This window comes from Tenacibaculum ovolyticum DSM 18103, from assembly GCF_000430545.1.
Lineage (GTDB): Bacteria > Bacteroidota > Bacteroidia > Flavobacteriales > Flavobacteriaceae > Polaribacter > Polaribacter ovolyticus.
In genome coordinates this window covers 117,467-125,027 of sequence record NZ_AUMF01000015.1, presented here as the reverse complement: position 1 = coordinate 125,027, position 7,561 = coordinate 117,467, and the positions used below count along the sequence as shown (strand labels likewise).

Annotated in this window: 6 protein-coding genes; 5 read left to right on the top strand and 1 reads right to left on the bottom strand. The window is 29.4% G+C overall.

Features of this window, described 5'->3' with window-relative positions:
* A partial coding sequence (locus H518_RS20770) for a M43 family zinc metalloprotease (RefSeq protein ID WP_205618005.1) occupies positions 1 to 1,562 on the bottom strand: 1,562 nt, incomplete at its 3' end.
* Between the two features lie 297 nt (positions 1,563 to 1,859).
* Here H518_RS20770 and H518_RS0105705 point away from each other — a divergent pair.
* Genes H518_RS0105705 through H518_RS0105685 form a run of 5 tightly spaced genes read left to right on the top strand, consistent with a single transcriptional unit; the run spans position 1,860 to position 7,560 of the window.
* Positions 1,860 to 3,521 (top strand): ABC transporter ATP-binding protein, encoded by a 1,662-nt coding sequence (locus tag H518_RS0105705; RefSeq protein ID WP_028888174.1) that lies wholly within the window; start codon positions 1,860 to 1,862, stop codon positions 3,519 to 3,521.
* 56 nt (positions 3,522 to 3,577) lie between these two features.
* Positions 3,578 to 4,594 carry a sugar phosphate nucleotidyltransferase gene (locus H518_RS0105700; protein WP_028888173.1) on the top strand — a complete coding sequence of 339 codons (1,017 nt, stop codon included), beginning with the start codon at positions 3,578 to 3,580 and terminating at the stop codon, positions 4,592 to 4,594.
* A 49-nt stretch (positions 4,595 to 4,643) separates the two neighbouring features.
* The gene (locus H518_RS19315; RefSeq protein ID WP_051263678.1) at positions 4,644 to 5,552 is read left to right on the top strand and encodes a hypothetical protein; all 909 of its coding nucleotides are present in this window, start codon (positions 4,644 to 4,646) and stop codon (positions 5,550 to 5,552) included.
* Between the two features lie 23 nt (positions 5,553 to 5,575).
* Positions 5,576 to 6,346, top strand: coding sequence for a DUF4292 domain-containing protein (locus H518_RS0105690; protein ID WP_028888172.1), 771 nt, complete (start codon positions 5,576 to 5,578; stop codon positions 6,344 to 6,346).
* Complete coding sequence (locus H518_RS0105685; RefSeq protein ID WP_051263677.1) at positions 6,346 to 7,560, top strand: murein hydrolase activator EnvC family protein; 1,215 nt, start codon at positions 6,346 to 6,348, stop codon at positions 7,558 to 7,560. The genes H518_RS0105690 and H518_RS0105685 overlap by 1 nt, the downstream gene beginning before the upstream one ends.
* Position 7,561: the final 1 nt, after the last annotated feature.

Sequence of the window (7,561 nt, the reverse complement as noted above, 5' to 3'; positions counted from 1 at the left end):
ACTGTAAATGTTCCACTTACTGGTGTTGTTTTTGATTTTGCTTTTGTCCAAACTGTTTCGCCTGCATCTGAAAAATCTCCATCTTGGTTATAATCAATCCAAACTCCATACCCTTCACTATAAACTGTTCCTGTCCATTTTGGCGTAATTGTTATTGTGTTTGATGATCCTTTTGTTAAATCAGTAGACATTGAAGTGTAATCTGAATAACCGTTTCCTCCTGTTGATGTATTACTTATTGTTCCTAAAACTACTTTTTGAATGTATTCGTCATTTACACTTGCTCCTTTTGAAGCACAATAACTGATAGTTACCGCTGGTGTAGTAAAGTTTACTGATGCACTATAAGATGAATTTCCTGATGAACATTTACTTCGTACTTGTACTTCGTATTGTGTTGATGCCGATAAACCACTTAAAGCTTTTGTTGTTGTTGAAACTGCACTTGTTGTCCAAGATGAAGCCGAAACTGCTTTATATCTTACATCGTAAGTTGCTCCTGAAACTGCTGACCAGTTTACCGAAGCTCCTGTTGATGTTACTCCTGTTGTTGAAATACCAGTTGGTACAGTTGCATTACAAACTACTGGTGTACCAAATTTATCAGACAATGCTAAAGACCTACGAGAACCTCCTGATTCTAAAACAGTACGCATTCTACTTTTTTGACCTACTGTAAATAAGTTCATACATGCATCATCTGAATAATCCATATAATTTTGCACCATATCTACTGTACCACAAGATACGTGAGTTGTTTTACAACCTCCATTAGATGCGTCTGATTCTGGAGTATCTGATACAAAATCATCTACACCACAACCACCATCACCCCAAATATGGCGTAAATTTAAAAAGTGACCAACTTCATGAGTTGCTGTTCTTCCTTTATCAAAAGGAGCTGACAAGTAAAACCCTGACCCTTTGTCTGCACTTCCAAAATATTGAGGACTCATTACAACACCATCAGTTGATGCACTACCTCCTGGAAATTGAGCGTATCCTAAAATACCACCTCCAATATTACAAACCCACATGTTTAAATATTCAGATGCATCCCATGGATTAACTCCTCCTTGAGAAGATTTTTTCATTGCATCATTCGTACCCCAAGAAGTTTTATTTGAAGATTTTCTTGTAATACCTGTTGTTGGGTTTCCATTAGCATCTATAGTTGCTAATTTAAATTCAATTTGACTATCAGTTGCTTGAGACCATGTGTTATCTGCATCTGCATTTGTTCTTCTATAATCTTCATTTAAAACATCAATTTGTGACTGAATTTGTGCCACACTAATGTTTTCTTGTGAATTTTTATAAATAACATGTACTACTACAGGAATAGTAATAATTTGTCCGTTTACTTTACCTTGATAGTTTTTTCTTTCTTGAATTTTTCTTTGGGTAAAGTTTTCTATTTGATCCATCCTTTGTTTTAAAGAAGGATCTTTTGATTGCCTGTATTCAAGATTATTCATCGAATGACAGTTTCTTTCTTGCTGTGCAAAAGCTGCACCAATAAAAATTAAGCATAGAAATGCTAATGTAATTTTGCTTTTCATTTTGAAGGGTTTATTAAGGTTAATTATTTAATATAAAAAAACTGTAATTAACGTATTCAGTCAAAAACTCTTAATTTATTATTAAATAAGCATCAAATATACAAAAAAATACAAATAATCCTATCAATACACACAATAAGCATATATTTTTAATAATTCATCATTTAACAAACTTGTTATAAACTCAACAAAACAAACTAAACTCTACCAAGTTATTTATCAATAAATTACAATTACAGCTGTTTTATAAAAAGGTTTAAAAAATATTAATCGTATTTTTATTGAAATTTTACGCAAATGCTTCAAATTAAAAATTTAGAAATAAGTTTTAAAAAATCGCCTTCTGTTATCCAAAATGTTTCTTTTTGTATAAAACAAACAGAAATATTAGGTATCGTAGGGGAAAGTGGAAGCGGAAAATCAATAACTTCATTAGCTATTTTGGGGCTACTTCCAAAATTTGCCACAATAAAAGGTGAGATTTTGTTTAAACAACAAAATTTGTTAAGCTATAATGAAAATGAGTTTCAAAAAATTAGAGGAAGTAAAATTGCTATGATTTTTCAGGAACCTATGAGTTCATTAAACCCTACATTAACTTGCGGAATTCAAGTTGCTGAAATTTTACAACAACATACACTCTTATCTAAAAATGAAATAAAAGAAGAGGTACTTTCTCTTTTTAATAAAGTAAAACTTCCTAGGCCAACTGATATTTACAATTCGTATCCTCATCAAATAAGTGGCGGTCAAAAACAACGGGTTATGATTGCAATGGCAATTGCTTGTAAGCCACAACTTTTAATTGCGGATGAACCTACAACGGCATTAGATGTAACTGTTCAGAAAGAAATTATAGCTCTTTTAAAAGATTTACAACAAGAGTATAAAATGGGAATAATTTTTATCTCTCATGATTTAGCTTTAGTTTCTGAAATTGCAGACAAGGTAATAGTTATGCACAAAGGTAAAGTTATTGAACAAGGTGAAACAAATGAGCTATTTCTTAACCCAAAAGAAAACTATACAAAAGCTCTAATTAATTCGAGACCCAACACCGAAAAACGTTTTAAGGTATTACCAACTGTAGCTAATTTTATAAACGATTCTGTAAACACTTGTTTATATACTAATGAAGAACGTAAACAATTTCATCAAGAAATTTACAATAAAGCACCTTTATTAGAGATCAAGAACTTACATAAAAACTTTATTTCTAATGCTTCTTGGTTTTCTAAATCTACGATTGTAAAAGCTGTAAATAATGTATATTTTAAAATTTATGAAGGAGAAACTTTAGGTTTAGTAGGGGAGAGCGGCTGTGGAAAAACAACCTTAAGTAGAACTATTTTACAGCTAGAAAAAGCAACTTCTGGGCAAATAATTTATAAAGGGATTGACATTCTAAAACTTAAAAGATCTTCATTTAAAAAGTTACGAAAAGAGATTCAAATTATATTTCAAGATCCTTTTTCTTCATTAAATCCGAGAATTACGATCGGTAGTGCAATTATAGAACCTATGAAGGTTCATAATATATTAAATTCTTTAAAAGATCGAAGAGAATATGTTTTTAACCTATTAGAAAAAGTAGGTTTAGAAAAGGAGCATTTTCATAGGTATCCTCACGAATTTTCTGGTGGTCAAAGACAAAGAATTGGTATTGCACGCACTATTGCTTTACAGCCAAAATTAATTATTTGTGATGAATCTGTTTCTGCTTTAGATGTATCTGTACAAGCACAGGTATTAAATTTATTAAACCAATTAAAGACTGAGTTTAACTTTACCTACATTTTTATTTCTCATGATTTATCTGTTGTAAAATACATGGCCGATCAACTAGTTGTAATGAATAAAGGTAAAATAGAAGAAGTTGCTGATGCTGATGAAATTTACAATAACCCAAAGACAAATTACACAAAAACATTAATAGCAGCAATACCTAAAGGATTGTAACTTTTTTCAATACTTTATTAATGGTATATTGCAGCGTTAAAAACGAAAAGAAAAATATGAAAATTATAGTTCCAATGGCAGGGATTGGGTCTCGTTTAAGGCCTCATACTTTAACTACTCCAAAACCATTAACGGTAATAGCTGGTAAGCCGATCGTACAACGTTTAGTAGAAGATATTACCTCAGTTGTAAACCAACCAATAGAAGAAATTGCATTTATAATTGGTACTGCCGCTAAAGGTTTTCCTGCGGATACTAAAGATAAATTAATAAAAATTGCTGAAAGTTTAGGAGCGAAAGGATCTGTTTTTGTTCAAGAAGAAGCTTTAGGAACAGCACATGCAATTTACTGTGCTAAAGAATCATTAACAGGATCATGCGTAGTTGCTTTTGCAGATACTTTGTTTAAAGCTGATTTTACCTTAGATGCAAATGCAGATGGTGCTATTTGGGTAAAACAAGTTGAAGACCCAAGTGCTTTTGGTGTTGTAAAATTAAAAGATGGTGTTATTACTGATTTTGTTGAGAAACCAAAAGAGTTTGTCTCTGATTTAGCAATTATCGGTATTTATTACTTTAAAGATGGTGATAAACTTCGCGAAGAAATAAAACATTTAATAGATAATGATATAAGACCTACTGGTGAATTTCAATTAACTGAAGTTTTAGAATCTTTAAAACAACAAGGAGCTAAATTTATTCCTGGTAAAGTTGATGCTTGGATGGATTGTGGTAAAAAAGATCCAACTGTTGACACTAATAAACAAGTTTTAGGTTTTGAACAAGCTGATGGCAACAATTTAGTTGCTAATAACGTTGTATTAGAAAACGCTGAGATTATTCAACCTTGTTATGTTGGAAATAATGTAGTTTTAAAAAACACTAAAATAGGACCTTATGTTTCAATTGGAGAAAATAGTATTGTTGAAAACTCAACAATTGTAAACTCTTTAATACAAACAAATGTTCATATATCTAACGCAAATTTAGATAACGCAATGATTGGTAATCATGCAAAGTACAATGCTAATTATACATCAGTAAGTATAGGTGATTATACAGATCTTACATAATAATAAAAAGATACAAGAATCAAAAATTAAGATATTAGTATCTTTTTTTTTGATTCTTAATTCTCTTTTAATCTACTCGCAAGACAACGTATCTACTTCTTTTGATCTTAGCGAAGAGAACAACATAAAGTTTCAAGAAAGTTTTTTTAATGCGCTCTCACAAAAAGCAATTCTAAATTATAAAAAAGCAATTGAATACTTAGAAGACTGTAATGAAATAAAGCCAAATGACATATCAGTATTCTTTGAACTTTCTAAAAATTATTTAAAACTAAATAGGAGAGTAGAATCTCTAGAATACATTGATTTAGCGTTAAAAAAAGATACTAACAACTTATGGCTATTAGAACATAAAGTTGCTGTTTTAAAACGTATAGCTAATTTTAGTAAAGCTATAATCGTTCAGGAAAAAATTGCAAAAAAATACCCAAAGAAAAAGCAAGCTTTGGTTTTTTTACATTTACAGAATAGAGATGTTAATGGAGCTAAAAGAGTTTTATCTGAATTAGAAGAAGCTAAATTATTAAATTCCAGATTACGTTTACTTCAAGAAAGAATAAATAAAGCACAACCTAAAGCTACAAGCTTTAGCGCAAAAGCAGTAAATACCGATTTTAGAGCCATTTTTGAAAAAGAAAAAAGCTATAAAAGTTTACAACGTTTATTAAAGGAACTAACAATAAGAAAAAGCTATAGAACGTTATTAAAATACAGTGAAGAGGGCTTAACTTTGTTTCCTGCGCAACCTTTTGTTTATTTAATGAATGGTAAAGCACTTAACAAGAATGGTCAATACAGTAAAGCTTTACAAACTTTGCAAAATGGCATTGATTTTGTAATAGATAACAAAAAAATAGAAGCAAAATTTTACTTAGAAATAGCTGCATCTTACAAAGGTTTACACGATGCTCGAAGAGCTAAACTCTTTAAAGATAAAGCTTCCAAAATTCTAAAATAATTTTCTTACCCTATACATACTTTATGAAATACTTTACATTACTTATTATATTATCGCTTAGTTTTTCTTCATGTAAATCAAGAAAAATTGCATCTAATAACACAACAGTAATTAAAGAAATGTCTGCCAGAAGGGTTGCTAAAAAACATATTTCTTCTAATTTTGATGAAAAAAATATTGATGCTCGTTTAAAAGTAAACTACAACAATACTAAAGAAAAAGTAGGTTTTTCAGTACGAATGAAAATTAAAAAAGATGAAGTTATTTGGTTAAAAGGAACCAAATTTATTACACTTTTTAAAGCTAAAATTACACCAACAAAAGTTCAGTTTTATTCATCTCTTTATAAAAATTATTTTGATGGAGATTTTTCTATGCTAAAGAAATTATTAGGAACCGATATTAATTTTCAACAATTACAAAATATGTTGTTAGGTCAATCTTTACTTAACGTAAGATCTCAGCGACAAGAAGTAGCTATTTCTAATAAATCATATCAACTTTCTCCTAAAAAGCAATCAGATTTATTTAATATCTTTTTTTACGTAAATCCACTTCACTATAAACTTAATAAACAATCGATTGTAAACTCAATTAAAAATCAACGTTTAGATATATCATACGGGAAATACTCAAATAAAAAGGGCGTTTTATTTCCTCAAAAAATTAATATAAATGCTAAACAAAACAAAAAATTCACAAATATTGATATAACCACACGTTCTGTTGAGTTTAACACTAAATTGAACGTTGATTTTAGAATGCCTAATGGTTATAAAGAAATTAAATTATAATGAAAAAAATTGTTTTTTACATCTCGTTTTTATCGCTGATTCTAATTAGCTTTTCTTCGTTTGGTCAAGAAAGGAAAAAATTAGAAAAAAAACATAAAAAAATTAAAAATGAAATTAAGCAGATTAATAACTTACTGTTTAAGGCTAAAAAAGAAAAAGGGAATGCTTTAGATGACTTAAAAGATTTAAGTCAGAAAATTAGTGCCAGAGAGCGTTTAATTGAAACAATTAGATTAGAAACAAAGCAACTATCTAAAGAAATAGAAACAAACGAACAGCAGCTTGAAAAGAACAATGATGAATTAAAAAAACTTAAGAAAGACTATTCTGATATGGTTGTAAAAACCAACAAAAATAGATCTCAACAAAGCAAAACATTGTTTTTACTCTCTTCTGAAAGTTTTTATCAAGCATATAAGCGTTTAAAGTATATGCAGCAGTACAATGATTATAGAAAAAAACAAGGAGAGAATATCATTGTAAAATCTACTGAGATTAAAAAGTTTAATGATTCTTTAATTCAAAAAAGAAGATCTAAAGAAATTTTAATTTCTGACGAAAAATCTCAAAAAAAAGAAATAGAATCTGACAAAAAGGATCAAGAAAGCTTAGTTTCTAAAATAAAAAAACAAGAGAAAAAATATAAGCGAGATTTACAAAAGAAAATTAAAGAAGATAAACGAATAACTGCTCGTATTGACAAACTTATTAGAGCTGTTATTGCAAAGGCTAATAAGGGCAAAAAAACTACTAAAAAAGCATCTTCTGGATTTGTTTTAAATGCTGCTGAAAAAAAATTATTAGCAAATTTCGAACAAAACAAAGGTCGTTTGCCTTGGCCTGTAAAGGGTATTATTACTAGAAGATACGGAGTACAACCTCATCCAACATTTTCAGGAATTAAAATTAATAGTCCTGGTTTACACATTGTTACTAAGTCGAATACTGATGCTAAGTGCATTTTTAATGGAAAGGTATTAGCTTTACAATCACAATCTGGAGGTAAAAAATCGGTATTAATACAACATGGAAATTATATTTCGGCATACAACAATCTCGAAAATGTGTATGTAAAAAAAGGTGCTATTCTAAAAACTGGTGATAAAGTAGGGAAGGTGTTCACTGATAAAGTTTCTGGTAAAACAAAATTGCTTTTTGTTTTATTTAAAAATACAGCGAAATTAAATCCTGCAAAATGGATACGTACTAATTAAT

Coding starts and splice junctions, on each gene's coding strand:
- H518_RS0105705 (WP_028888174.1), top strand. CDS start 1,860: ATGCTTCAAATTAAAAATTTAGAAATAAGTTTTAAAAAATCGCCTTCT.
- H518_RS0105700 (WP_028888173.1), top strand. CDS start 3,578: ATGAAAATTATAGTTCCAATGGCAGGGATTGGGTCTCGTTTAAGGCCT.
- H518_RS0105690 (WP_028888172.1), top strand. CDS start 5,576: ATGAAATACTTTACATTACTTATTATATTATCGCTTAGTTTTTCTTCA.
- H518_RS0105685 (WP_051263677.1), top strand. CDS start 6,346: ATGAAAAAAATTGTTTTTTACATCTCGTTTTTATCGCTGATTCTAATT.